A 24847-nucleotide genomic window follows, 5' to 3' on the forward strand; every position below is an offset into this window, starting at 1 on the left:
GTCGGTGTCGGGGTGCAGGATGCCGGCATGGAGTCGATGTCGATCACCGAGGCCCGTCGGGTCGCGCTGCGGGCGCAAGGTCTGGACCGCGGACGACCCGACGGGCCGGTCACGATGCGGCGTCTCACCGGCGTCGTGGACCGGCTGAACCTGCTGCAGATCGACTCGGTCAACGTGCTGGCGCGCGCCCACCTGGTCCCGGTGTTCTCCCGGCTGGGTCCGTACGACACGGGGCTGCTGGAGCGGGCCGCCGGGCGAGCGCCGCGCCGCCTGGTCGAGACGTGGGCGCACGTCGCCTCCTACGTCCCCACCTCGACGTACCCGTTGCTCGAGTGGCGTCGGCGGGCGTACGAGCGGGAGGCGTGGGGGGCCATCTCCGCCGTGCCGCAGGCCCACGCGCACGAGCTCGACCTGGTGCGTTCGCTCGTCAGCGAGCTCGGCCCCGTCACCGCGAGCCGGATCCACGACGAGCTCGAGAAGGCCGGCCGGACGGCCCCGCGCTCCCGGCTCGAGTGGGGTTGGAACTGGACGACGGCGAAGCGCTGTCTCGAGTACCTGTTCTTCACCGGCGAGGTCATGTCGGCCCGGCGCAACGGTGCGTTCGAGCGCTGCTACGACCTGTCCGAGCGGGTGCTGCCCCCGGCCCTGCGTCACGCACCTGAGGTCTCCGACGACGACGCGGTGCGTCGGTTGCTCGAGCTGGGCGCCCGTGCGCACGGCGTCGGCACCGCCCGGTGCTTCCGTGACTACTTCAGGCTGCGTGGCCCCCGCGCGCAGCGAGCGCTCGAGGACCTGGTCGACGCCGGTGTCCTCGTCCCCGTGGCCGTCGACGGCTGGGCGGAAACCACCTACCGGCACCGGGACGCCGTGGTGCCACGACGTGCCGCGGGGGCTGCGCTGCTCAGCCCGTTCGACCCGCTCGTGTGGGAGCGCCGTCGGCTCGAGGCGCTCTTCGACGTGTTCTACCGCATCGAGATCTACGTCCCCGCGCCGCAGCGCCGGCTCGGCTATTACGTCCTGCCGTTCCTCCAGGGCGAGCAGATCACCGCGATGGTCGACCTCAAGGCCGATCGGTCCGCCGGCGTCCTGCGGGTGGTCGCCGCGCACAGGACGCCGCACGGCGACGGCTCGACGCCGGCCGCGCTGGCGGCCGAGCTCCGGCTCCTGGCCACCTGGCTCGGACTGCCCGAGGTGGCCGTGGCACCCGCCGGCGACCTCGCCGCCGGGCTCACCGCGGAGCTGAGCGACGTCCGCGCGTCGTCGGCGTCGTCGCCGCCCGCGGCGCACGGGCAACCGGCGGCCGAGGCCTAGATTTTCGTCGGCCGCGAACCTGGCCCCACGCCTCGGCCCGGGGGAATAGGATGGCATGCGGTGCGACCGGGACGACGGCGCCGTCGTCCGGCCCGGTTGCCGCCACCGAACGGGCTCGGGAGGCTTCCCGGGCACCACCGACACGGGAGAACTGCGTGCCTGCGATCCTCGAGAAGATCCTCCGCCTGGGCGAGGGCCGGATCCTCAAGAAGCTGACCGGACTCGCCGAGCAGGTGAACCGGCTCGAGCCGAGCTTCACCGAGCTCAGCGACACCGAGCTGCAGGAGGAGACGGCGCGGTTCAAGGAACGGCTCGAGCACGGCACGACGCTCGACGACCTGCTTCCCGAGGCGTTCGCCACGGTCCGCGAGGCGTCTCGGCGGACGCTCGGCCAGCGACACTTCGACGTGCAGCTCATGGGCGGCGCCGCCCTGCACCTCGGCAACATCGCCGAGATGAAGACCGGTGAGGGCAAGACGCTGGTCGCCACGACGGCGGCCTACCTCAACGCGCTGACCGGCAAGGGCGTGCACGTCGTCACGACGAACGACTTCCTCGCGCGGTACCAGGGCGAGCTGATGGGCCGCGTCTTCCGGTTCCTCGGGATGACGACGGGCGTGATCGTCTCGGGTCAGAACCCGACCGAGCGCCGCGAGCAGTACGCGGCGGACATCACCTACGGCACGAACAACGAGTTCGGCTTCGACTACCTGCGCGACAACATGGCCTGGTCGCCGGACGACCTGGTCCAGCGCGGTCACCACTTCGCGATCGTCGACGAGGTCGACTCGATCCTCATCGACGAGGCGCGGACGCCGCTCATCATCTCGGGGCCGTCCGCCGGCGACGCCAACCGCTGGTACGTCGAGTTCGCCAAGGTCGTCAAGCGGTTGCAGGTCGAGAAGGACTACGAGGTCGACGAGAAGAAGCGCACCGTCGGGGTCCTCGAGCCGGGCATCGAGAAGATCGAGGACTACCTCGGCATCGACAACCTCTACGAGTCGCTCAACACCCCGCTCATCGGGTTCCTGAACAACGCCATCAAGGCCAAGGAGCTGTTCAAGCGGGACAAGGACTACGTCGTGCTGAACGGCGAGGTCATGATCGTCGACGAGCACACCGGCCGCATCCTTGCGGGGCGTCGCTACAACGAGGGCATGCACCAGGCCATCGAGGCCAAGGAGGGCGTGCAGATCAAGGCGGAGAACCAGACTCTCGCCACGATCACCCTGCAGAACTACTTCCGCCGGTACGGCAAGATCGCCGGCATGACCGGTACGGCCGAGACCGAGGCTGCCGAGTTCCAGGGCACCTACGAGCTCGGCGTCGTCCCGATCCCGACGAACAAGCCGATGATCCGCATGGACCAGCCCGACCTCGTGTACAAGAACGAGGAGGGCAAGTTCAACGCGGTGGTGGCCGACATCGTCGAGCGGCACGCCAAGGGCCAGCCGGTCCTCGTGGGCACCACCAGCGTCGAGAAGTCCGAGCTGCTGTCGAAGCTCCTGAAGAAGGCCGGCGTCCCGCACGACGTCCTCAACGCCAAGGAGCACGAGCGCGAGGCCTCGATCGTCGCGCAGGCGGGCCGCAAGGGCGCCGTCACGGTCGCGACCAACATGGCCGGCCGTGGCACTGACATCATGCTCGGCGGCAACGCCGAGTTCACCGCGGTCGCCGAGATGGCGGCGCGCGGCTTCGACTCCACCGAGGACCCGGAGGCGTACGAGGCGGCCTGGCCCGAGGTCCTGGCCAAGGCGACCGAGTCGGTCGCGACCGAGCACGAGGAGGTCGTCGAGCTCGGCGGGCTCTACGTGCTGGGCACCGAGCGGCACGAGTCGCGGCGCATCGACAACCAGCTGCGTGGTCGTTCCGGCCGTCAGGGAGACCCGGGGGAGTCGCGCTTCTACCTGTCGATGCAGGACGACCTGATGCGCCTGTTCAACTCAGGGCTCGCGGAGTCGATGATGGGCCGGGCCGGCTTCCCGGACGACATGCCGCTCGAGTCGAAGATGGTCACCCGCGGCATCCAGAGCGCGCAGTCGCAGGTCGAGTCCCGCAACTTCGAGATCCGCAAGAACGTCCTGAAGTACGACGACGTGCTGTCTCGCCAGCGCACCGTCATCTACGACGAGCGCCACCGGGTCCTCGAGGGCGAGGACCTGCACGAGCAGGTGCAGCACTTCGTCTCGGACGTCGTCACGGCGTACGTGGACGGCGCCGCCGACGACGGCAACGCCGAGGGCTGGGACCTCGACGGTCTCTGGACCGCTCTGCGCTCCGTCTTCCCGGTCTCGATCACGGTGGACGACGTCGTGGCCGAGGCAGGGGGCCGCGACCGCCTGACGCGGGAGATGCTCCTCGAGGAGCTGCTCTCCGACGCGCGGGTGGCCTACGCGGCCCGCGAGGAGTCGCTGGGTTCCCCGGCCATGCGGCAGCTCGAGCGTCGCGTCGTGCTGTCGGTCCTCGACCGCAAGTGGCGTGAGCACCTCTACGAGATGGACTACCTCAAGGAGGGCATCGGTCTGCGCGCCATGGCCCAGCGCGATCCTCTCATCGAGTACCAGCGTGAGGGCTACCAGCTGTTCCAGGCCATGACCGAGGCGATCAAGGAGGAGTCGGTCGGCTACCTCTTCAACCTCGACGTCGAGGTGAAGCAGGCCGGTGACGAGTCGGCGGACTCGGGCGACGAGCCGACGATCTCCGTCAGCGCCGCCGCGGCGACGGCGGGCACGCCCGCCGCGCAGGCGATCGGTGCCGGCGGAGCGACCGTCGTCGGGGCCGACGCCGCCGAGGAGTCCTCGGACGACGAGCCCGAGTCGGCGGGACTTCCCGCGGCGTTCGGCGGCGCGGAGGAGCCGGTCCTGGTCGCGAAGGGTCTGGACGCCCCGAAGCCGCCGCAGAACCTGCAGTACTCCGCTCCGGGCGAGGACGGGTCGGCCACCACCGGCGGGGACTCGCGCGCGGCGCGGCGTGCTCTGCACGGCGAGGCGTCGTCCGCCAGCGCCGACGGTCGGACGTTCCCCGGCACCCCGCGCAACGCGCAGTGCCCCTGCGGGTCGGGCAAGAAGTACAAGATGTGCCACGGCGTCAACGAGTGACCCGCCCGGTGGCGTAGCGGTCTCGGGCGAGCTTCTCAGCCGAGCTCGAGGACCGCGACGCGCCACACGCCGCGCCGTGCCTCGAGCCGGACGGCGGCCGCCCGGACGCGACCGTCGTCCTCCAGGACGACGGTCGCCTCGGCGGTGCTGTCGCCGAGGCGGACCGTGCGGATCCGTCGGACCGACACGGGGACCGCCGTGTGCGGCCCGCGGCGCCGTGCCTGGACGAGCCGTGCACGGTGGACCAGCTGGTCCAGCACCTGCGGGGTCACCCAGCGCGCGATGTGGGCCGCGGGACGCTCGCCCCGCAGGACCTCGACCGCGGCGCGCACGACCGACCCGCACATCGCTGTCGGGTCCGGCAGCCGCGACGGCGCGGCCGGTGCGGAGGGCAGGGGACGACCGGGCACCGGCACGGGATCGGACGGGACGGCGCCGACACGCAGGCGCCGCGGGGACTCCGGGCGGCGGGACGCGCTCGGGGGAGCCGCCGGACGACGACCCCGTGGCGGGCTCGCGACGCGCAGCCGGCGGGAGGCGGCCGTCGGGTCGGGGTTCTCTGAGGTGGTCGTGGTCATGGGGCACTCCGTGTCGGGTAGGGCCGGGCAGGTCGACGTCGGTGGGCGGTCCGTCAGGGCGCGCGGAGCACCTGACCAGGGAGGATGACGTCGGGGTCGTCCCCGATCACGTCGCGGTTGGTCTGGTGCCACGAGGTGACGGCTCGCAGGACGTCGCCGGGGGAGGCGTCGTCCGGGAGCTCGCGGCCGGCGATGTCCCACAGCGTGTCGCCGCGCTTCACGACCACCTCGTCCGCGCCGTCGTCCTGGTGCGACGTGCGCTGGGCGCTGGTGACGGTGGGCGAGACGTCATCGGTGGTCTGGGCCGGCTCAGCGGGCTGCGCCGGTTGGTCCGGCTGTACCGGTTGGTCCGGCTGCGAGGGCTCCGCCGACTCCGCAGGTCCAGCAGGCTCGGCGGGTTCGGCGTCGGGTTCGGGATCGGCGGTCCGGGGAGGTGCGGGCAGCGTCTCGTCGGCCGCCCCGGTCGTGTTCCCGGTCGTCTCCCAGCCGAGCTGCAGCACGACGGCCGGCGTGGTCTCGGGCACGGGCGGCTCGTCGGCGAGCGCGGCGCTGGGCGCGAGCGCGAGACCCGCACCCACCCCTGCCCCGACGGCTCCCCGGGCGAGGCGGCGGACGATCGCCGGCGCCCACCGGCCCACGATCGTCTCGGTGGTGCGGTCGGAGCGACCCCGCCGGACGGCGGCGACCCCCGCGAGCGCGGCGAGGACGCTCAGGAGCATCCATGCGGCGCCGGCGGTCCCGCCGGTCAGGACCAGCAGCTCGACCCACGTCTCGACGCGCGCGGAGCGCACGGCGTCGGCGTCGGTCGGCACGACTGCGCGGAGCCGCAGGGCCAGCAGGAGCAGGGCACCCACGGACGCGACGAGCACGGCGAGGAGCCCCGCCATGCTGCGTGCCGGCCGTGGCGTCGTCGTCGCACGTCCCATCTGCGACCTCCATCGGGTCTTCGTTGATGCGTTTTGGTATCAGTTGATGATGTCTGATGGTGGATATTGAAGCGTAGTGTGGCTCTCCTGTCCAGGGCACGGCATCCTGGGCCGCGGCCCGACCCGGGCCGGGAACCGGAAGGAGACGCGGGTGACGCCGTCGGACACCTCGCGCTGGACACTGCTCTTCGCAGACCTGGAGGCGCAGCTCGCGGCCGAGGAGGCCGCCGAGCGAGAGGGAGCCGTCGCCGAGCTGACGCGCGCGGAGCAGGCGTCCGTGCCGCTCGTCGACCGGCTGCGCGCGGCCCGGGGCAGGCCGCTGCGCCTCGACCTGCGCGACGGCGAGTCGCTCGAGGGGCGGCTCGAGCGGGTCGCGGAAGAGTGGGTCCAGATCGACGCGCGGTCCCCGCGCGGCGGTCGGTGGCAGCACGTCGTGCCGTTGTCCGCGGTCGTGGGCATCGCGGGCCTGGGGCGTCACGCGGCGCCGTCGGCCGCTCGCACGGACCGGCTGGGCCTGGGCACGGCGCTGCGCGGGCTGCAACGAGACCGTGCGCGCGTGCAGGTCCGCACGACGGCGCACGTCGTGCTCGGCAGGATCGCGCGCGTGGGCGCCGATCACCTCGACGTCGAGGAGCTCGACTCGGCGCGTCCCGCCGTGCGCGTCGTGCCGTTCGCCGCGCTGGTCCGGGTCAGCGAGACCTGAACGGTCCCGGGCGACCGGTCAGAGGTCGCCCGCGTCGATGCGCTGTCGGGTGCGGTCGTACTGCTGCGCGATGTACTCCTCGAGCTTCGCGGTCTCGACCCGCCAGACCTTCTTGGGGCCCACCTGGATGGCGGGCAGCTCGCCGCTGCGGACGAGCGAGTAAGCCTGGGCGGCGGAGATGCTGAGCGTCTCCTGCACCTCGGCGAGGGAGAGGAAGCGGCTGGCCATGGCTCGATCCTCCCACAGGGGTCGTTGTTCGTGCCGGTTGTCCACAGGTGATGCGAGATGCTGTCGCGACGGCGTCTCGTCCCGGATGATGGATCGCGCCACCGGCACCCGTCGGGGATCGCTAGCGTGCGAACCGCCCGACGGACAGACCGCCCGTACCGGACGCAGAGGCGCTTCCGGCCGACTCCGAAGGACCACCGTGAGCAACGAAGCAAACCCCGCCCCGGCCGCACCACGCCTGCGCCGGCCGACGTGGCGGGACCCCCGGCTCGTGATCGGGGTCGTCCTGGTGGCGGTCGCGGTCGCGCTGGGTTCGTGGGTCGTCTCGAACGCCGACCGCACCGCACCGGTCTACGCCGCCGCCGGCACGTTGACGCCCGGTGAGCCCGTCGACGAGTCGCAGCTGCGCGTGGTCGACGTCAACCTCGGGGCCGAGGCGGACCGGTACCTGCGAGCCGACGCCGCCGTACCGGAGGGCCAGGTGGCCCTGCGCGTCGTCTCCGAGGGCGAGCTGGTCGCCGCCACCGCCGTGGGTGACGCCGCCACCGTCACCGTGCGATCCGTCGCGGTGCCGGTCGGTGCCGGGCTCTCCGAGCGCATCCACGAGGGCGCCGTCGTCGACCTCTGGTTCGTCCCGGCGGCACAGCAGGGCGCCGACGGCGACGCGGGGGAACCGGAGCCGATCGTGACCGGCGTCGTCGTCGAGCAGGTCGACGCCTCCGAGGGTGGGCTGGTCGTGAGCGACCACGGCACGCTGCACGTCCTGGTGGGCGCCGACGACCTTCCCGCGGTGCTGTCGGCGCTCAGCGCCGAGGGATCGGTGACCGTCGTGCCGGTGGCGGGCGCGTGATGCCCGCCGAGGTCATGGTCCTGTGCGCGGTGAGCGGGCCGTACGAGACCGACGTGGTGCTCGCGCTCGGTGCCCCCGGCGCGGGGACGAGCGTCACGCGGCGCTGCGGGGACCTCGCCGAGCTGCTCGCGGCGGCCGCCGCCGGCGCCGGGACGGTGGCCGTCGTCTCGGCCGACCTCCCGGGCCTCGACCGGGAGGCCGTCGGCCGGCTGCACGGCACGGGGACCCGCGTCGTCGCGATCGCCGACGACGGACCGGCGGAGCGCCTCCAGGCGCTCGGGTTCGAAGCGGTGCTCGATGGTGCCGCCGACCCACGGCTCCTCGACGCGGTCCGTGACACCGCCCGGGTCGACGACCCCCTGGCCACCCACGAGATGGACCTCTCGGCGCTGTCCGGACGCACGCCGGGCGCGCCGGAGCGCCCTGGGGCCGTCGTCGCCGTCTGGGGACCCGTGGGAGCGCCGGGGCGCACGACGACGGCGGTCGAGCTCGCCGCCGAGCTGGCCGGTCTCGGTGGGCACCGCGCCGGGCGTCGCCGACGGCGTCAGGAAGCAGCGCGCCCGCCCGAGGAGTCCGCGCTCCTCGTCGATGCGGACACCTACGGTTCGTGCATCGCCTCCCGGCTCGGTCTGCTCGACGACGCACCCGGGCTCGCGGCGGTCGCTCGGGCGGCGGGTCACGGCACCCTCGACGTCCCCACGCTGGCACGCCACGCGCCGGTCGTGGAGGGCCGGCTCCGCGTGCTGACCGGCATCACCCGCGCGGCCCGGTGGCCCGAGCTGCCCGCCAGCGCGCTCGAGGTGGTGCTCGAGCGCGCACGGTCGCTGGCTGACTGGACGGTGGTGGACTGCGGACCGCTGGTCGAGGCCGACGAGCTGCTCATGTACGACACGCACGCCCCGCAGCGCAACGGTGCGACGCTCGCCGCGCTCCAGGCCGCAGACGTCGTGGTGGCGGTCGGGGCGGCGGACCCGGTGGGGATCCAGCGCCTGGTGCGAGGGCTCGAGGAGCTCGCCGAGGCCCCCGTGCCGGTCTCCGCCACGCGCGTCGTGGTGGCGAACCGTCTGCGGTCCTCCGCCGTCGGGCCGGACCCGGAGCGAGCGGTCGGCGACGCGCTCGTGCGGTACGCCGGGGTCGCCGAGGCGCACCTGGTGCCGGACGACGGCGCCGCTCTCGACGCGGCGCTGCTCGCTGGGCGGACGCTCGCCGAGCATGCTCCGTCGTCGTCCGCCCGGCAGGCCTTCGCCGGGCTCGCGGCGCTGGTGCGCGAGCGGGTCGGCGCGCCCGCCGCGGCCTGACGCCGGGCTCCGGGCACACTGGGGGCATGCGCCTCTACGTGCCCGCGACCCTCGCCGATCTCGACGCCGTCACGGTGACGACGCGCGTCGGGTGGTGGGACGTGCCGCCCCGGGGCGCGCACGCCGTCACCGCCGCCCTGGTGTCCGCGCTGCCCGACGAGGACGACGAGGCCCGGGAGTACGCCGCGTTCCTCGCGGCGGCGGACGCCTCGCTCATGCTCGTCGCCGGGAGCGCCGACGCCGTGCCGCTGCGTGTGATCGTCACCGTGGAGGTCCCGGAGCACGCGGTCTCCGACTCGGCGGGCGACGTGCCGCCGTCCGGTGTCGACGTGGGAGAGGTGCCCGGCACGAAGGTCGAGGCGATCCACGTCGACGAACCGGAGGCCGCTGCCGACGTGCGAGCGGTGCTGGCCGCGGTCGACGCGGACGACGACGCGGCGCTGGAGTCGGCGACCGAGCGCGTCGACCAGCGGGACCTGCTCTGGTACCACCCGACCGAGGCGCACCAGGTGCCGCGTCCGTAGGCCCGCCCCCCTCACCCGCCTCGGTCCGGGGTTGTGGGCGTCGGGGGTCTCGCGTCAGCCGAGGTAGACGAGGGCCTTGTCGTGCAGGTGGCCGTTGGTCGCCAGCGCGTTGCCGCCCCAGGGGCCGTCGGTGCCGTCCAGCGAGGTGAACCGCCCGCCGGCCTCGGTGACGATCGGCACCAGCGCGGCCATGTCGTACAGCTCGAGCTCGGGCTCGGCCGCGACGTCGGCGGCGCCCTCGGCCACCAGCATGTACGACCAGAAGTCGCCGAAGCCCCGCGTCCGCCAGCACTCGCGGGTCAGGTCGAGGAACCCGTTGAGCTTGTCCCGCTCCTCCCAGCCTGCCAGCGAGGAGTACGCGAAGGAGGCGTCGGACAACGACTGCACGCCGGACACGTGCATACGGCTCGCGGCCGCGATGGACTTGCCGGTCCAGGCGCCCGAACCCTTGGCCGCCCACCAGCGCCGGCCCAGCGCCGGGGCCGAGACGAGCCCCATGACGACCTCGTCGCCGTCGGCCAGCGCGATGAGCGTGGCCCACACGGGCACGCCGCGCACGAAGTTCTTGGTCCCGTCGATCGGGTCGATGATCCAGCGCCGCGCCCCGCTGCCCGCCTCACCGAACTCCTCGCCCACGATCGCGTCCCGTGTGCGGGCCCGGGCGAGCTGGGCGCGGATGAACTCCTCGGCGCCTCGGTCGGCGTCCGAGACGGGGGAGTCGTCCGGCTTGGTCTCCACGTGCAGGTCCACCGCCTTGAACCGCGACATCGTCATCGAGTCGACCTGGTCGGCGATCACGTGGGCCAGGCGCAGGTCGTCCTCGTACGTGCGTCCGTGCCCGTGCTGGCTGGAGGTCTGCTGGAAGGTGGCCACGAGTCACACGGTAGCGGTCCGCGAGGCCAGGAGGCGCCGGAACGACGTCAGGCGTGCCGTGCGTGTCGCGCGGGTCGCCTCGTCCGGGGCGTCGGCGGCCCACTCGTCGAGCGCGCAGTCGGGAGCGTCCGCCAGGTGGGTGCAGCCTCGGGGGCACCGGGCCGCGACCTCGTCGAGGTCCTCGAAGGCGGCCAGCAGGTGCCCGGCCTCGACGTGTGCCAGGCCGAAGGAGCGCACGCCCGGGGTGTCGATGACCCAGCCGTCGTGGACGCGCCCGGTGGTCCCGTCGGCCACGGGCAGCCGGAGCGCGACGGCGGAGGTGGAGGTGTGGCGCCCGCGCCCGGTCACGTCGTTGACCACGCCGGTCGCCCGGTGGGCGTCCGGGACCAGGGCGTTGATGAGGGTCGACTTCCCGACGCCGGAGTGCCCGACCAGCACGGACGTGCGGCCGAGCAGGCGCTCGCGGACGGACTCGACCGCGTCGGGCGCGTCACGCCGGGTCACGACCACCTCGACGCCCAGCGGGGTGTAGAGGTCGCGCAGCTCGTCGGGGGAGGCGAGGTCCGCCTTCGTCAGGCACAGCAGGACGTCCATGCCGGCGTCGTACGCCGCGACGACGCAGCGGTCGATCATGCCGGTGCGCGGCTCCGGCTGGGCGAGCGCGGTGACGACGACGAGCTGGTCGGCGTTGGCGACCACGATCCGCTCGTAGGGGTCGGTGTCGTCCGCGGTCCGGCGCAGCACCGAGGTGCGCTCGGTGATGCGGACGATCCGGGCGAGGGTCCCCTCGTCCCCGGAGGTGTCGCCGACGACGTCGACCCGGTCGCCGACGACGGCGCGGGTACGGCTGAGCTCGCGCGCCTTCATGGCGAGGATCTCGCGCTCGTCGGGACCGCCGTCGTCGAGCACGAGGGTGTACCGACCCCGGTCGACGCCGACGACCAGGCCGGTCATGGCGTCGGCGTGCTCGGGTCGCTGCTTGGTGCGTGGCCGAGACCCGTGCTTGGAGGGGCGCGCGTACCGCGCGTGCTCGTCGCGGACCCGGCGGGCCATCAGCCCTGGTCCTCCGCCGGGCGGCCGAGCATGCGCAGCCACATCGCGTCGAAGCCGGGCAGCGTCTTGGCGGTGGTGGCGACGTCCTGGACCTGCAGCCCTGGCACGCGCAGGCCGAGCAGCGCGGCCGACGTCGCCATGCGGTGGTCGGCGTAGGTCCGGAACACGTCGCCGTGCAGGGGGCGCGGAGTGATGACGAGCCCGTCGCGGGTCTCCTCGCAGCGACCGCCGAGGCGCGTGATCTCGGTGGCGAGCGCGGCCAGGCGGTCCGTCTCGTGCCCGCGCAGGTGCGCGATGCCGCGCAGCCGGCTGGGGGAGTCGGCGAGGGCGGCCAGGACGGCGAAGGTCGGGGCGAGCTCGCCACCCGCGTGCAGGTCGACGTCGACGCCGTGGATCTCCCCGGTGCCGGTGACCGTCAGGACGTCGCCGTCCACGGTGGCGGTGCCACCCATCTGCTCCAGCAGGCCGGGGACCATCGCGCCGGGCTGGGTGGTCTGCTCCGGCCATCCCGGCACGCGCACGGTGCCGCCCGCGACGAGGGCGGCGGCGAGGAAGGGGGCGGCGTTGGACAGGTCGGGCTCGACGCGGACGTCGCGCGCGGCGATCGGCCCGGGGGTCACCTGCCAGATGCCGTCGCGGGAGTCGTCCACCTCCACGCCCACGTCGCGCAGGGTCGCGACCGTCATGGCGATGTGCGGCAGGCTCGGCAGGGTGGCGCCGATGTGGCGCAGCACCAGGGGCCGCTCGAACCGCGGCGCGGCGAGCAGCAGCGCGGAGACGAACTGCGAGGAGCCGGAGGCGTCGACGTCGACGGCCCCGCCGGCGACCCGGCCCCGCCCGCGCACGGTGAACGGCAGGTGCGTGGGGAAGTCCGGCCCGGCGCCGGTCACCTGGACGCCGAGGCTGCGCAGCCCCGCGAGCACCGGCAGCATGGGGCGCACCCGCGCCTCGGGGTCGCCGTCGAACCGGACGTCGCCGTCGGCCAGCGCGGCCACGGGCGGCAGGAACCGCATGACGGTCCCGGCGAGGCCGCAGTCGACGTCGGCGTCGCCGGTCAGGGCGCCGGGCGCGACGTGCAGCGTGCTGGCGTGGTCGCCCTCGGTGATGGTGGCGCCCAGGGACCGCAGGGCCTCGATCATCAGGTCGGCGTCGCGCGAACGCAGGGCGCCGCGCAGCGTGCCCTCGCCGTCGGCCAGGGCGGCGAGGACGAGCAGGCGGTTCGTGAGCGACTTGCTGCCCGGCACCTCGACCGTCGCGTCCAGGGGGGCGTCCGCCACCGGGGTGTCCCAGAGCGATGTGGTCTTGTCGGGCGCTGTCGTCATGGGTTCGAGCCTAGTTGACCCGGCCCGGCGCAGGACTCCGCGTCCGGACGTCAGGACACCTTGGCCCGGGCCTTCGCCACGGACGCCTTGGCGTGCTGGGCGGCGGCCTTGGCGTCCTTGGTCGCGGACTCCACGGTGTGCTTCGCCGACCGGGAGGCCGTGGCGCGCGTCTGCCCGATCCGGTAGCCGACGCCCGGGCGGCCCTCGAGGTCGATCCCGGCGATGACCGCGGCGCCGACCGCGCCGAGGTTCCGCACGAACTTCGCCGTCTTCTCCTTGCGCAGCTCGCCCTTGGACGTGAAGGGCTCGTTGACGACGGCCAGGGGGGCGCTGAGCGCCGCCAGCGTGAGGGCGGCGGTCCGTGGCGCGCGGCCGACGGCGAGCAGCAGCCCGGCGGCCACGGTGACGGCCCCGTGGGCGCGCACCAGCAGCGACACCTGGGTGTCGTCGAGCCGGTCGACCCCGAGGGTCTGGGTCACGCGGTCGGCGCCCTCGCGCGCGGCCGGCGTGTGCTCGGCCGGGTGCAGCGCGGCAGAGAGCCCGTCGTACACGAACGGGGCGGCCAGCAGGGGGCGGGCGAGTCGTCGCAGCAGCATGGGTTCACTCTGGCAGAGGCCGCGGATGCATGCGCGGCGACGGTGGTGGCGTGTCGGGACCGCCGTCCGTTCAACCCGACGAGGGCTCGTCCCACCAGGCAGGGTGGGAGCGCGGGGGCTGTCGGGTCCCGAGGCCGTCGCGCCGGACGGTGCGGCCGAGCATGGCGACCCAGGTGGCGAGGAGGAGGGCGACGAGGAGGAGCAGCAGAAGGTTCATGGCAGTAAGTCTTCGCTCGTCTACTTCCAGCCACCAGTGGCAGACATGTCAATGAGCGTCGACTTCCAGCCAACCTCGTGGCAGCATGGCAGGCATGATCCACAAGGTCGCCGCCGTCGTGGTCCCCGGGGTCGCCCCGTTCGAGCTCGGCATCGCCTACGAGGTCTTCGGGATCGACCGGCGCTCCACGGGCGGGCCGACGTTCGACTTCACGCTCTGCACCCCGGAGCCCGGGATGATCCCGACCAAGGGCGGCTTCCCCGTCGGCGTCGAGGCCGGGCTGGACGCCACCGCCGACGCCGACGTCGTCGTCGTGGTCGCCTACGACGTCATCTCCGACGACGGCCGGATCGAGGTCCCACCCGCCTACCTCGAGGCCGTCCGCGACGCCCACGCCCGCGGCGCCTGGATCCTCTCGCTGTGCTCCGGCGCGTTCGTGCTCGCCGCGGCGGGGCTCCTCGACGGCCGTCGCTGCACCACCCACTGGATGTTCTCGGACCGGCTCGCCGCGGTCGCACCCCGGGCCGAGGTCGACCCGGACGTGCTCTACGTCGACGACGGCCGCGTCATCACCAGCGCCGGGACCGCCGCCGGCATCGACGCCGCGCTGCACCTCGTGCGCACCGAGCTGGGCGGGGAGGCGGCGCGGTCCGTCGCCCGCCGGATGGTCGTCCCGCCCCAGCGCGACGGCGGCCAGGCGCAGTACGTCGTCGACCCGCTGCCCTGCGAGGCCGACTCCCTCTCCGACCTGCTCGCCTGGATGCGCGAGAACCTGGCCGAACCGCACACCGTCGCCGCCCTGGCGCGCCGTGCCGTGCTCTCCGAGCGCACGTTCGCGCGGCGGTTCCGCGACGAGACCGGCACCACGCCCGGCGCCTGGCTCACGCGCCAGCGCGTCGCCCGCGCGCAAGAGCTCCTCGAGTCCACCGAGGCGTCGGTGGACGAGGTCGCCCGCCTCGTGGGCTTCGGCAGCGCCCCCGTCATGCGGCACCACTTCGCCCGTCGGCTGGGCACCAGCCCCGTCGCCTACCGGCGGCGCTTCGCGGCGGTCGCGTCGTGATCCGCGAGGCGCCGGGAATGGGACCGGACCTCGGGTCGTTGCACCCATCGTGGCCACGCTTGCACCAGAACGACCGGCCGCCGTCGCGCCGGCTGAACTAGGCTCGACGGTGATGACCGACGAGACCGAGCGCACAGCAGGTGCGCACCCGACCGCGGACGAGATCGGCGAGGACACCGAACGCGCCCCGGAGGAGACGACGGCGGACCGCGCCGCGCGCTTCGAGCGTGACGCGTTGCAGTACCTCGACCAGCTCTACTCGGCCGCCCTGCGCATGACGCGCAACCCTGCCGATGCCGAGGACCTCGTGCAGGAGACGTTCGCGAAGGCCTTCGCGGCGTTCCACCAGTACAAGCCCGGGACGAACCTCAAGGCCTGGCTGTACCGCATCCTCACGAACACCTTCATCAACAACTACCGCAAGAAGCAACGACAGCCCCAGCAGTCGCAGACGGAGGACATCGAGGACTGGCAGATCGCGCGAGCCGCGACGCACACCTCGCAGGGGCTGCGCTCGGCAGAGGTGGAGGCGCTCGACCGCCTCCCCGACTCCGACGTGAAGCGGGCGCTCGCCGAGCTGCCCGAGGACCGCCGCATGGTCGTGTACTACGCCGACGTCGAGGGCTTCCCGTACAAGGAGATCGCCGAGATCATGGGGACACCGATCGGGACGGTGATGTCCCGGCTGCACCGTGGACGACGCCAGCTGCGCGAGCTGCTCGCCGACTACGCCGCGGACCGGGGCCTGGCAGCAGCACGCGGAGGGAAGTCATGAACGCCGACATCACGCCGGTCCCGCACGAGCCCGCGGAGGGCGAGAGCGACTGTCAGCACATCCTCACGCACCTGTACGAGTACCTCGACTCCGAGATGACGCCGGACGACGAGCACCGCATGCGCGCCCACGTGGCGCACTGCTCGCCGTGCCTGGCCGAGCTCAGCCTCGAGGAGCTCGTCAAGAAGCTGGTCAAGCGGTCGTGCGCCGAGCGGGCCCCCGCGGAGCTGCGCGTGCGCATCCATGAGCAGATCACGGTCATGGCAGTGGCTGACTGACCCTGCCGCGTCCGGCGGACCGCCGGACGCGGCAGGGGACGACGAAGGGCCGGACCCCCGTGGGGTCCGGCCCTTCCGTTCGGCTCAGGCCCGGCGGCTCAGGCGTTGGGGCGCTTGCCGTGGTTGGCGGCCTTGCTCTTGCGGCCGCGCCGCTTGCTTCCGCGCTTGCTCATGGCTGTCTCCTCGGGAGAAGGTTGACGGGGGGTCGCTCCATGATCCCACACGGGCGGTCGCCATCGCGGCGCCCTGGCGGTCCGGCACCACGGAGGCACCATGAGCAACGAGTCCTGGGCGGTCGCCGCCCCGCAGACCCTCGACGTGGGCAGGGTCGTCGCGGCGTCCCTGCGGATGCAGGGCGGCCGGGTGGACGTCGTCGTGGACCCCGCCGCCGGACGGACCGTCCTGGAGATCGTCGAGGTCGGCAAGAAGCCCTTGCAGGTGGTGCGCGAGGGCGACCGGCTCCGGGTGGCCTACGAACGGTCGCGGGTCGAGGCGTTCGTCGCGCGGGTCAAGTCCCTGGGAGACTCCGAGCGCGCCGTCGTGCGGCTCGTCGTGCCGCCGGGCGTCAGCGTCGACGTCGGCACCGCGGAGGCCGACATCGACGTCCGCGGCACCACCGGGACCGTCGTCAAGTCCGTCACGGGCGCGATCCGGACCAGCGACACGAGCGGCTCGCTCTACCTCAGGTCCGTCTCCGGCGACGTCGCGGCATCGGCCCACGCCGGCGACGTCTCGGCGCAGGTCGTCTCCGGGGCGCTCGCGGTCGACGGCGCCCTGGGCCGGGTCTCGGCCAGCACCGTCTCCGGGGCGGTGGCGGTCACCGCGACCGGGACCGCGCCGATGGTGACGGCCAAGACCGTCTCGGGCGACGTGGCGCTGCGGCTCGACCCGGACGTCGAGGTCAGCCTCAAGGTACGTGGCGCGGCCGGGCAGGTGGTGCTCGACGGCGAGGTGCAGCCCTCGACGGCGCGGACCCTCGCCGTCGACCGCTCCGCGACGGGCGAGGGGAACGTCGCCTACCTGACGGCGAACGTCACCTCCGCGCGCGTCATCGTCTCGCGCGGCTGACGGTCACGAGCCGTCGGCGTCGTTCGGCAGTCCCAGCCAGGCGTGCCACCCCGTGTGCAGCACGAGCCACGCCATGAGCCCGTAGCCGGCCTGGCCGGGATAGGTCGCCCCCGTCGTCGCGAGATCGGCCAGCCACTGCTCGTGCTGGGCGAGCGGTGTGTACGTGTCCACGTAGGGCACGCGGCGCCGGTTCGCGACGTCCGCGAACGCCGCCGAGAGCTCGGCGATGCGGTCGCCGTCCTCGGGACGTCCGGGCGGGGGCCCGACGACGAACGTCGCCAGCCGGCGGTTGTCGGCCACGTCGAGGATGTTCGCCAGGTTCAGCCGCGACCGCGCCACGGAGAGGTCGGCGTCCAGGTCGTGCCGGCCCAGCGCGACCACGAGGCGGTTGTCGTGGGTCGACTCGGGGCCGAAGCGGGACTCCGTCTCGGACTCCCAGCGCGCGCCGAGGGCCGACGTCGTCTCCCCGGGCACGGCGAGGACGAACGACATCGCCGGCCGGTCGAACCTGGTCCGCGCGAGCACCCGGCCCGTCCAGCCCAGGGCACGGGCGTCCCCGACGCCCACGCCGAGCTCGTCGCCCACCACACAGATGCGCACCTCGCGCTCCGTCACGAACCTTCACCACCCTGCTGTTCCCGTTGGCGCCGCCATTGTTCCGTGCTCGGACGCGGCACCGCATGATCCCACGCCGTCCGGTAGCGCGTCCTGGCGGCCCGCTCGACCACCCGGGTCGCGCCCGCCAGGACGAGGGAGAGCCCTGCGTCCACGCTGATACCCCCCGGGCACCGCTCAGCGCAGCGTCGCACCCCAGCGCACGGTGTGCGAGTCGCCGGGGGCCAGGCGCACCAGCCGGTCACCGGTGTTGAAGGCGTCGGCGTAGCAGCTCATCGGCTCGGCGGCGAGGCCCAGCCGGCGGTGCCCGGCGATGTGGTCCGCGGAGCACACCTGCCAGCAGTCCATCGAGTCGTCCATCCAGACCGCGGGGGTCCGGCCGTCGGGGCAGCCGAGGAGGCACCACGAGAGGCCGTCGGCGTCGCGCGTCGCGCCGACCCAGGCGTCGTCGAGGTCCAGGCCCGCGAGGGAACGGGTCTCGCGCAGGTCGTGGTCCCCGGTGACGGGCTCGACGCCGGTGGGCAGCAGGCGCTCGTCGACCCGCACGTGCTCGGTGGCGTCCAGCCGGACGGTGCACATGTCGAGGTCGGCGCCGCCGGGGGACAGCCACGGGTGGAAGCCCACGCCGTAGGGCGCGGTGCCGCTGCCGACGTTGCGGGTCGTCACGCGCACCTCCAGGCCGTGCTCGGCGTCGAGGGAGTACCGGACCTGGCTCGTGAGCTGGAACGGCCAGCCCTTCTGGGCCGGCAGGGCGAGCTCGAGCGTCACCGAGTCCTCGGACACCTCGACGGGGGTCCAGCGGTACCAGCAGCCGAGCCCGTGCAGAGCCGTGCCACGGTCCGGCTCGCTCACCGCGAGCTGGTGGGTCGCGCCGTCGGCCTGGTAGCGGCCGTCCCGGAGGCGGTTGGGCCAGGGCAGCAGCACGGCGGCGTTGAAGACGGGCGCCGGTTCCGCCTCGTCGAACGGGACGAAGACGTCGCGCCCGCCCACCGTGTACTCCCGGACCATGGCGCCGACCTCGGTGATCGTGGCGGCGTGCGTCCCGGCGGTGAGGCGGTACTGGGTGCCCGACGGCGCCTCGGGCGCAGCGGGGTTCGAGGTCGTGTTCACGGTCACACCGTAGTCGCCGCGCCGATGGGCCCACGTCCGCGTACCGTGTGGTGGTCACTTCAGAGGGGAATTCACATGGATCAGCGGGTACTCGGCCGGACCGGACGGATGGTGTCGGTGGTCGGCCTGGGAACCTGGCAGCTCGGCGCGGACTGGGGCGAGGTCGGCGACGACGAGTCGCGGGCCGTGCTCGAGGCGTCGCTGGAGGCCGGGGTCAGCTTCTACGACACCGCCGACGTGTACGGCGACGGCCGGAGCGAACAGGCGCTGGGGCGGTTCCTCGCGGACCATCCTGGCGAGGGCATCACCGTGGCGACCAAGATGGGCCGTCGAGCGGACCAGGTGCCGGAGAACTACGTGCTGCCGAACTTTCGCGAGTGGACCGACCGGTCGCGGCGGAACCTGGGTGTCGACCGGCTGGACCTGGTGCAGCTGCACTGCCCGCCGACGGCCGTCTACTCCGACGACGAGGTGTACGACGCGCTCGACACCCTGGTCGAGGAGCAGGCGATCGCGGCCTACGGCGTCTCCGTGGAGACGGTCGACGAGGCGCTGACCGCCATCGCCCGTCCCGGCGTCGCGACCGTGCAGATCATCCTCAACGCGTTCCGGCACAAGCCGCTCGAGGACGTCCTGCCGGCGGCCTCCGAGGCGGGCGTCGGGATCATCGCCCGGGTGCCGCTCGCCTCCGGACTGCTCTCCGGGCGCTACACGAAGGACACGACGTTCGCGGAGAACGACCACCGCACGTTCAACCGGTCCGGCGAGGCCTTCGACGTCGGTGAGACGTTCTCCGGCGTGCCGTTCGAGGCGGGCGTCGAGGCGGCGCAGCGGTTCTCGGCCCTGGTCGCGTCGGCCCTGCAGCAGGACCTGACGCCCGCCCAGGCCGCGCTCGCGTGGGTGTGGCAGCGTGCGGGCGTCTCGACCGTGATCCCCGGGGCGCGCAACCCGGAGCAGGCACGCCTCAACGCGGCCGCGGGCGACGCCGACGTGCTGGGACCGCTCTTCGTCTCCGGCGTGCGGGAGCTCTACGACGAGCTGATCAGCGAGCACGTCCACGACCGGTGGTAGACCACCGTCGCTGACGACGAGAGGCCCCGGTCACGCGCTCGGCGTGACCGGGGCCTCTCGTCGTGCGGGCCTCAGCGGGTGAAGACCTCGTCGAGCAGCACCGTCTGCTCCTCCTTGTGGCGCTTGGCCGTGCCGGCGGCGGTGGAGGCGGACGCCGGGCGGGAGATCACGTCGACGCGCGGCATGTCCTCCGGGAGGGCCAGGTGGAGGTACCACCACGCGCCCTGGTTGCGGGGTTCGTCCTGGACCCACACGACCTCGGCGCCCGGGTACTTCGCGAGCTCGTCCCGCAGCTGCTCCTCCGGGAACGGGTAGAGCTGCTCGAGCCGGATGATGGCGGTCGCCTCGTCCCCCCGCCGCTCGCGCTCGGCGACGAGGTCGTAGTAGACGCGACCGGTGCAGAGCACCACGCGCTCGACGGCCGACGGCCGGATCGTGCCCGCGGCGACGGCCACGTCGCCCAGCACCGTCTCGAACGTGCCGGTGGTGAAGTCCTCGACGTCCGAGGCCGCGGCCTTCAGCCGCAGCAGCTGCTTCGGCGTCAGGACCACCAGCGGGCGGCGGGGCCGGTCGTAGGCCTGCTTGCGCAGCAGGTGGAAGTACGAGGCCGGCGTCGACGGCTGGGCGATCGTCATGTTGTTCTCCGCGGCGAGCTGCAGGAACCGCTCGATCCGCGCCGAGGAGTGGTCCGGGCCCTGCCCCTCGTAGCCGTGCGGCAGCAGCATGACGACCGACGAGTTCTGCGCCCACTTCTGCTCGGCGGACGAGATGAACTCGTCGATCACCGTCTGGGCACCGTTGACGAAGTCGCCGAACTGCGCCTCCCAGAGCACCAGGGCGTCAGGGCGCTCGACGGAGTAGCCGTACTCGAAGCCGAGCGCGGCGTACTCGCTGAGCGAGGAGTCGTAGACCCAGAACTTGGCCTGGTCGCCCGACAGGTACAGCAGCGGCGTCCACTCGGCCCCGGTGTTGCGGTCGTGCAGGACGGCGTGCCGCTGGACGAAGGTGCCACGGCGCGAGTCCTGCCCGGCCAGCCGGACCGGCGTGCCCTCGATGAGCAGCGAGCCGAAGGCGAGGAGCTCGCCGAAGCCCCAGTCGATGCCACCCTCCTTGGACATGAGCTGACGCTTCTCCAGCATCTTCGCCAGCTTGGGGTGGATGCTGAAGCCCTCGGGCGGCGAGACGTGGACGTCGCCCACGCGCTCCAGCACGGAGTGGGGGACCGACGTCTTCCAGCCGACCATCGTCCCGGCGTCCTCGCGCTGGGACTCCGGCCGCTCCAGACCGGCGACCTCCTCGGCACCGTCGGGCGCCGTGTACCCGCTGCCCTTGGTCTCGGTGAAGACCCGCTCGAGCTGCGCCTGGTAGTCCTTGAGCGCCTGCTCCGCCTCCTCGACCGTGATGTCACCGCGGGCCACGAGGTTCTTCGTGTAGAGCTTGCGGACCGACTGCTTCGCCTCGATGAGGTTGTACATCAGCGGCTGGGTCATCGACGGGTCGTCACCCTCGTTGTGCCCGCGGCGGCGGTAGCACACGAGGTCGATGATGACGTCGCGGTCGAACTGCTCGCGGTAGGCGAAGGCGAGCTCGGCCACGCGGACGCAGGCCTCCGGGTCGTCGCCGTTCACGTGCAGCACCGGGACCTGGTAGCCCTTGGCGACGTCCGTGGAGTAGGTCGTCGAGCGCGACGACGTCGGCCCGGTGGTGAACCCGACCTGGTTGTTGATGACCACGTGGATGGTGCCGCCGGTGCGGTAGCCGCGCAGCTGGGCGAGGTTCAGCACCTCCGGCACGACACCCTGGCCCGCGAACGCCGCGTCACCGTGCACCAGGATCGGGAGCACGGAGAAGCCGTCGCCACCGAGGTCGATGCGGTCCTGCTTGGCGCGCACGATGCCCTCGAGCACCGGGTCCACCGCCTCCAGGTGGGACGGGTTGGCCGCGAGGTAGACCTTGGTGGTGGCACCGGACTCCGCGGTGAACGTGCCCTCGGTGCCGAGGTGGTACTTGACGTCGCCGGAGCCCTGGACGGACTTCGGGTCGATCTGCCCCTCGAACTCCTTGAAGATCTGCCCGTAGCTCTTGCCGGCGATGTTCGCCAGGACGTTGAGGCGCCCGCGGTGGGCCATGCCGATGCCGACCTCGTCGAGGCCGTTCTCGGCCGACTTCGACAGGATCGCGTCGAGCAGCGGGATGACGGACTCGCCGCCCTCCAGCGAGAAGCGCTTCTGCCCGACGTACTTGGTCGCCAGGAACGTCTCGAACGCCTCGGCGGAGTTGAGCCGGCGCAGGATGCGCAGCTGGTCCTCGCGCGGCGTCCGTGCGTAGCCGTGCTCGAGGCGGTCCTGCAGCCACTTGCGCTGGGCAGGGTCGGCGATGTGCATGTACTCGATGCCGATCGAGCGGCAGTACGAGTCGCGCAGCAGCCCGAGGGTGTCGCGGAGCGTGGCCTTGGGCGTACCGCCGAACCCACCGGTGGGGAAGACCCGGTCGAGGTCCCACAGCGTCAGCCCGTGGTTCTGGATGTCCAGGTCGTGGTGCTTGCGCTGGCGGTAGGCGAGCGGGTCCGTGTCCGCCATGAGATGACCGCGCGAGCGGTAGGAGTGGATGAGCTCGGCGATCTTGGCCGGCTTCGCCGCCTCCACCTCGGCGTCGACGGTGTTGTCGCGCACCCAGCGCACGGGCTCGTACGGCACGCGCAGCGCGGCGAAGACGCGGTCGTAGAACCCGTCCAGGCCGAGCAGCTTGCCGCTGAGGATCTTGAGGAACTCGCCGGACTGCGCACCCTGGATGATGCGGTGGTCGTAGGTCGACGTGATCGTCATGACCTTCGACACCCCGAGCCGGGCGAGCCGTTCCTCGGAGGCGCCGGCGAACTCGGCGGGGTAGTCCATGGCCCCGACGCCGAGGATGGTTCCCTGGCCCTTCATGAGGCGGGGGACGGAGTGGACCGTGCCGATGCCGCCCGGGTTGGTCAGCGAGATGGTCGTGCCGGCGAAGTCGTCCATGCCGAGCTTGCCCCCGCGGGCCTTGCGCACGAGCTCCTCGTAGGCGGCCCAGAAGCCGGCGAAGTCCATCTCCTCCGCCTTCTTGATGCTGGGCACGAGGAGCTGGCGGGTGCCGTCGGGCTTGGCCAGGTCGATCGCCAGGCCGAAGCCGACGTGCGCCGGCTGCACGATGTGCGGCTTGCCGTCCGTCTCCTCGTAGTGGGCGTTCATGACTGGCATGTCGGCCAGCGCCTCGACCAGCGCGAAGCCGATGAGGTGGGTGAAGGAGATCTTGCCGCCGCGACCGCGCTTGAGGTGGTTGTTGATGACGATGCGGTTGTCGACCATCAGCTTGGCGGGCACCGCGCGCACCGACGTCGCCGTCGGGACCGCGATGGACGCCTCCATGTTGGTCACGACCCGGGCCGCCGGTCCGCGGAGCTTCTGGACGTCGTCCGTGGCCTCGCCGTCCTCGTCCTTGGGCGTGGACCGGGCGACCTCGGCGTACGGCGCGGTCGACGGCAGCGCCTCGGCGACCGGCGCGTCGGCGGCGGAGACCTCCGGGTCGGCCGGCACGGGGGCGGGCTCGGACGCCTGCGACGCCTCGGCGGCCGCGGTGCCCGAGGCGGGGGTCGACGCGGTGGCCTCGCCCTCGGCCGGCTGCTTCCGGGCCGGCTCCGAGGTGGTCTGCTCGGCCGGTGCGGCCTTCTTCTCGCCCGTGCTCGCGGCACCGTCGGACGAGTCGTCCGGCGTGTAGTCCGCGAAGAAGTCCCACCACGCGGGATCGACCGCGTTCTTGTCCTTCAGGTACTGCTCGTAGAGCTCGTCCACGAGCCACTCGTTCGCTCCGAACGACGCACTACCGGCGTTGATCGACTCTGACCCAGCCTTTGGGGACACCACGCCCGGATCGCCCACTTTCCCGTATTGCTTGGTTGAATGCTTTGGTTGCACTGCTCGGTCGAACTACGTGCTCGAACTGCTTGCTCGGACTGCGCACCCGTTCTCGGGCCCCTCCAGCCTATGCCCTCGCCCGCTTGTTCGGAGCGGTGGCGGCGGCGGCACGACGCGGTTCGTGGGCCGTCTCTCACCGCCGAGTGGTGTCGGGGTAATAGGGCAGGAAAGCGATGGCAGCAGTTGCGTCGCCAGCGTCATGCAAGGCTCACGGAGAACAGCACAAGACCATGCAGTGTGATGGATCTCACGCGTTCAGGCGGCGGATTCCGTCGTCACTCCCGGAGCCGGTCGGGCGACGGCCGGAAGAGTGACGCGCATGGTCGCGCCCGGCTCCGTGTCCGCCACGGCGACATGACCCCCGTGCAGGTCGACGGCCCATCTCACGATCGCCAGGCCGATGCCGGTGCCGCCGCTCGCGCTGGGCTGGGGCCGGGCGTCCGTCGTGCCGCGCGCGAACCGCTCGAAGACCCGGTTGCGGTCCTCGGCGGGGATGCCGGGGCCCTCGTCGCCCACCTCGATGACGACGTCGTCGCCCTGCGGGTAGGCGTCCAGCCGCACCGTGGCCCCGTGCGGGGAGTGCCGGATCGCGTTCTGGAGCAGGTTGGTGACCACCTGGCGCAGCCGTTCGACGTCCGCCTCCAGGGGCAGGTCCTCGGGCGTGACGTCCACGACGTAGGTGAGTCCCTTGGCGGCGTCGACCATCGACATGGCCTCGGCGCACTCCTCGAGGAAGTCGCCCACCGAGAACCGGGTGAGCATCAGCGCCGACGCGCCGGCCTCCACGCGGGAGAGGTCCAGCAGGTAGGTCACGAGCCGGCTGAGCCGCTCGGTCTGCTCCAGGGAGAGCTCGAGGGACGACGGCGTCGGCTCGGTGACGCCGTCGACCATGTTCTCGAGCTGGGCCTGCAGCGCGGCGACCGGCGTGCGCAGCTCGTGGGACACGTTCGCGATGAGGTCGCGGCGCATACGGTCGGAGGCCTCCAGGTCCCGCGCCATGGTGTTGAACGCCTCGGCGAGCTGACCGACCTCGTCCTGGCTCGTCGAGCGCACGCGGATGGAGTAGTCGCCGTCGGCCATCGTCTGCGCGGCGGCCGTCATCTGCCGCAGCGGCGACGTCATGCCGCGGGCGAGGACCTGGGTGAGCACCAGCGAGACGATGATCGCCAGCGGGAACGTGCGGCTGGGCCCGAGCTCGTTGCGCAGACCCACCCAGGTGATGACCACGGCGACGGTCACGCTCGCGACGACGAGGAGCCCGAGCTTGACCTTCAGGGAGTGGACGGGGTCCAGCGGTCGGACGTCCGGCAGCCGGTGGTCCCGCCACCGCGCATGGTCGTCGTCGCGCACGA

24 protein-coding genes are annotated in these 24847 nt (G+C 72.8%); 11 read left to right on the forward strand and 13 right to left on the reverse strand.

Going from position 1 to position 24847, the window contains the following annotated elements; genetic code table 11:
- The first annotated feature begins 27 nt into the window (after nt 1–27).
- Together ACWAT2_RS10690 and secA are read left to right on the forward strand one after the other, a co-directional pair.
- On the forward strand, nt 28–1311 hold the full coding sequence (locus tag ACWAT2_RS10690; protein WP_402375818.1) for a winged helix-turn-helix domain-containing protein: 1284 nt from the start codon (nt 28–30) through the stop codon (nt 1309–1311).
- Between the two features lie 155 nt (nt 1312–1466).
- Nucleotides 1467–4409 (forward strand): preprotein translocase subunit SecA, encoded by a 2943-nt coding sequence (secA, locus tag ACWAT2_RS10695; protein WP_402375816.1) that lies wholly within the window; start codon nt 1467–1469, stop codon nt 4407–4409.
- A gap of 35 nt (nt 4410–4444) precedes the next feature.
- Here the strand turns inward: secA and ACWAT2_RS10700 are convergent, their stop codons facing one another.
- Entirely contained in the window at nt 4445–4987 is a 543-nt protein-coding gene (locus ACWAT2_RS10700) for an Rv3235 family protein (protein ID WP_402375814.1), read from the reverse strand.
- 53 nt (nt 4988–5040) lie between these two features.
- Nucleotides 5041–5913, reverse strand: coding sequence for a LysM peptidoglycan-binding domain-containing protein (locus tag ACWAT2_RS10705; RefSeq protein WP_402375812.1), 873 nt, complete (start codon nt 5911–5913; stop codon nt 5041–5043).
- Nucleotides 5914–6064: 151 nt separating this feature from the next.
- Here ACWAT2_RS10705 and ACWAT2_RS10710 point away from each other — a divergent pair, with 151 nt between their 5' ends.
- Nucleotides 6065–6616 (forward strand): hypothetical protein, encoded by a 552-nt coding sequence (locus tag ACWAT2_RS10710; RefSeq protein ID WP_402375810.1) that lies wholly within the window; start codon nt 6065–6067, stop codon nt 6614–6616.
- Nucleotides 6617–6634: 18 nt separating this feature from the next.
- Here the strand turns inward: ACWAT2_RS10710 and ACWAT2_RS10715 are convergent, their stop codons facing one another.
- Nucleotides 6635–6844, reverse strand: coding sequence for a helix-turn-helix domain-containing protein (locus ACWAT2_RS10715; RefSeq protein WP_402375808.1), 210 nt, complete (start codon nt 6842–6844; stop codon nt 6635–6637).
- Nucleotides 6845–7043: 199 nt separating this feature from the next.
- On the opposite strand from ACWAT2_RS10715, the gene ACWAT2_RS10720 reads away from it, so the two are divergent.
- The 3 genes from ACWAT2_RS10720 to ACWAT2_RS10730 are packed head-to-tail and all read left to right on the forward strand — an operon-like array spanning nt 7044 to nt 9516.
- Complete coding sequence (locus ACWAT2_RS10720; RefSeq protein ID WP_402375806.1) at nt 7044–7694, forward strand: SAF domain-containing protein; 651 nt, start codon at nt 7044–7046, stop codon at nt 7692–7694.
- Nucleotides 7694–8992, forward strand: a complete 1299-nt coding sequence (locus ACWAT2_RS10725; protein WP_402375915.1) for a CpaE/TadZ family protein — start codon at nt 7694–7696, stop codon at nt 8990–8992. Before ACWAT2_RS10720 ends, ACWAT2_RS10725 begins: the two co-directional genes overlap by 1 nt.
- Nucleotides 8993–9018: 26 nt before the next feature.
- Nucleotides 9019–9516, forward strand: a complete 498-nt coding sequence (locus ACWAT2_RS10730) for a DUF6912 family protein (RefSeq protein ID WP_402375804.1) — start codon at nt 9019–9021, stop codon at nt 9514–9516.
- A gap of 54 nt (nt 9517–9570) precedes the next feature.
- Here the strand turns inward: ACWAT2_RS10730 and hisN are convergent, their stop codons facing one another.
- The 5 genes from hisN to ACWAT2_RS10755 all read right to left on the reverse strand — a co-directional run bounded on the left by hisN (nt 9571) and on the right by ACWAT2_RS10755 (nt 13577).
- Nucleotides 9571–10290: a histidinol-phosphatase gene (gene hisN, locus ACWAT2_RS10735; protein WP_402375913.1), complete on the reverse strand. Its 720-nt coding sequence runs from the start codon at nt 10288–10290 to the stop codon at nt 9571–9573.
- A 102-nt stretch (nt 10291–10392) separates the two neighbouring features.
- Nucleotides 10393–11442 (reverse strand): ribosome small subunit-dependent GTPase A, encoded by a 1050-nt coding sequence (rsgA, locus tag ACWAT2_RS10740; protein WP_402375802.1) that lies wholly within the window; start codon nt 11440–11442, stop codon nt 10393–10395.
- A complete protein-coding gene (gene aroA, locus ACWAT2_RS10745) occupies nt 11442–12764 on the reverse strand; it encodes a 3-phosphoshikimate 1-carboxyvinyltransferase (protein WP_402375800.1) in 1323 nt (440 codons plus the stop codon). The genes rsgA and aroA overlap by 1 nt, the downstream gene beginning before the upstream one ends.
- A gap of 50 nt (nt 12765–12814) precedes the next feature.
- Nucleotides 12815–13360 carry a DoxX family protein gene (locus tag ACWAT2_RS10750; RefSeq protein ID WP_402375798.1) on the reverse strand — a complete coding sequence of 182 codons (546 nt, stop codon included), beginning with the start codon at nt 13358–13360 and terminating at the stop codon, nt 12815–12817.
- A 70-nt stretch (nt 13361–13430) separates the two neighbouring features.
- Nucleotides 13431–13577, reverse strand: a complete 147-nt coding sequence (locus ACWAT2_RS10755) for a hypothetical protein (protein WP_402375797.1) — start codon at nt 13575–13577, stop codon at nt 13431–13433.
- Between the two features lie 94 nt (nt 13578–13671).
- Here ACWAT2_RS10755 and ACWAT2_RS10760 point away from each other — a divergent pair, with 94 nt between their 5' ends.
- The 3 genes from ACWAT2_RS10760 to rsrA all read left to right on the forward strand — a co-directional run bounded on the left by ACWAT2_RS10760 (nt 13672) and on the right by rsrA (nt 15690).
- Complete coding sequence (locus ACWAT2_RS10760; RefSeq protein ID WP_402375795.1) at nt 13672–14637, forward strand: helix-turn-helix domain-containing protein; 966 nt, start codon at nt 13672–13674, stop codon at nt 14635–14637.
- Between the two features lie 112 nt (nt 14638–14749).
- Nucleotides 14750–15412 (forward strand): sigma-70 family RNA polymerase sigma factor, encoded by a 663-nt coding sequence (locus ACWAT2_RS10765; RefSeq protein WP_402375793.1) that lies wholly within the window; start codon nt 14750–14752, stop codon nt 15410–15412.
- Complete coding sequence (gene rsrA, locus ACWAT2_RS10770) at nt 15409–15690, forward strand: mycothiol system anti-sigma-R factor (RefSeq protein WP_402375791.1); 282 nt, start codon at nt 15409–15411, stop codon at nt 15688–15690. Before ACWAT2_RS10765 ends, rsrA begins: the two co-directional genes overlap by 4 nt.
- Nucleotides 15691–15788: 98 nt before the next feature.
- Here the strand turns inward: rsrA and ACWAT2_RS10775 are convergent, their stop codons facing one another.
- Nucleotides 15789–15863 (reverse strand): 50S ribosomal protein bL37, encoded by a 75-nt coding sequence (locus tag ACWAT2_RS10775; protein ID WP_402375911.1) that lies wholly within the window; start codon nt 15861–15863, stop codon nt 15789–15791.
- A gap of 100 nt (nt 15864–15963) precedes the next feature.
- On the opposite strand from ACWAT2_RS10775, the gene ACWAT2_RS10780 reads away from it, so the two are divergent.
- Entirely contained in the window at nt 15964–16758 is a 795-nt protein-coding gene (locus tag ACWAT2_RS10780) for a DUF4097 family beta strand repeat-containing protein (protein WP_402375789.1), read from the forward strand.
- Between the two features lie 3 nt (nt 16759–16761).
- Here ACWAT2_RS10780 and ACWAT2_RS10785 read toward each other — a convergent pair whose 3' ends face one another.
- Together ACWAT2_RS10785 and ACWAT2_RS10790 are read right to left on the reverse strand one after the other, a co-directional pair.
- Nucleotides 16762–17373 carry a GDSL-type esterase/lipase family protein gene (locus tag ACWAT2_RS10785; RefSeq protein ID WP_402375787.1) on the reverse strand — a complete coding sequence of 204 codons (612 nt, stop codon included), beginning with the start codon at nt 17371–17373 and terminating at the stop codon, nt 16762–16764.
- A gap of 177 nt (nt 17374–17550) precedes the next feature.
- The gene (locus ACWAT2_RS10790; protein WP_402375785.1) at nt 17551–18483 is read right to left on the reverse strand and encodes an aldose 1-epimerase family protein; all 933 of its coding nucleotides are present in this window, start codon (nt 18481–18483) and stop codon (nt 17551–17553) included.
- A 75-nt stretch (nt 18484–18558) separates the two neighbouring features.
- On the opposite strand from ACWAT2_RS10790, the gene ACWAT2_RS10795 reads away from it, so the two are divergent.
- A complete protein-coding gene (locus ACWAT2_RS10795; RefSeq protein ID WP_402375783.1) occupies nt 18559–19554 on the forward strand; it encodes an aldo/keto reductase in 996 nt (331 codons plus the stop codon).
- 71 nt (nt 19555–19625) lie between these two features.
- Here the strand turns inward: ACWAT2_RS10795 and ACWAT2_RS10800 are convergent, their stop codons facing one another.
- Nucleotides 19626–23444: a multifunctional oxoglutarate decarboxylase/oxoglutarate dehydrogenase thiamine pyrophosphate-binding subunit/dihydrolipoyllysine-residue succinyltransferase subunit gene (locus tag ACWAT2_RS10800; RefSeq protein ID WP_402375781.1), complete on the reverse strand. Its 3819-nt coding sequence runs from the start codon at nt 23442–23444 to the stop codon at nt 19626–19628.
- A gap of 306 nt (nt 23445–23750) precedes the next feature.
- Nucleotides 23751–24845 (reverse strand): sensor histidine kinase, encoded by a 1095-nt coding sequence (locus ACWAT2_RS10805; RefSeq protein ID WP_402375779.1) that lies wholly within the window; start codon nt 24843–24845, stop codon nt 23751–23753.
- Between the last annotated feature and the right edge of the window lie 2 nt (nt 24846–24847).

Source organism: Isoptericola sp. GX10416, assembly GCF_056590155.1.